Source organism: Bartonella sp. CL71SXKL (assembly GCF_042194935.1).
Lineage (GTDB): Bacteria > Pseudomonadota > Alphaproteobacteria > Rhizobiales > Rhizobiaceae > Bartonella.
The window spans coordinates 1-629 of sequence record NZ_JBHINI010000129.1 but is presented as its reverse complement, the minus strand read 5'-3'; the positions used below and the strand labels follow the sequence as shown (position 1 = coordinate 629).

The 629-nt window shown below is 42.8% G+C and carries 1 pseudogene; it reads left to right on the top strand.

Going from position 1 to position 629, the window contains the following annotated elements:
• Positions 1-629, top strand: a pseudogene (locus tag ACFILA_RS09885) (hypothetical protein); the annotation flags it as partial.

The following is a 629-nucleotide window of genomic DNA, read 5'->3' as shown; positions in this document are numbered from 1 at the left end:
GAAAAAAGTGATTCTTTAATCTGGAGCCAAACGGCGAATGCCTTTGTAGCGACGCATGGGGATAGTAAAGAGAACAGTAAGATTACGTCTCTTAAAAATGGAGACATTAGTAGAACGTCAACGGATGCTGTAGCGGGCAATCAGCTATATGCTCTAGGGAGCAGTGTTGCGAAGTCTTTAGGTGGTAAAGCTAAGTATGAGAATGGAACTTGGAGTGCGCCTACATTCACAGTTAAGAGCGTGAAAGAAGATGGCAAAACAGAAGATAAAGAGTATCATGATGTAGCAACAGCGTTTGCTGGTGTAGGAACTTCTTTCGCGAATGTGAATAATTCTATCACGAATATTAAGGATGAAATTAGCAAAGATATTGCTGAAGCAAAGAGTGATTCCTTGAATTGGAGCGACACTGCACATGCGTTTGTAGCGACGCATGGTGAAGAGAAGGTAAGCAGCAAGATAACATCGCTTTCCAATGGGTCTATAACTAAAGACTCAAGTGATGCTGTAGCGGGCAATCAGCTATATGCTCTAGGGAGCAGTGTTGCGAAGTCTTTAGGTGGTAAAGCTAAGTATGAAGGTGGCACATGGACAGCTCCGACTTACGAAATCTCTAATGTTTCTGCAGA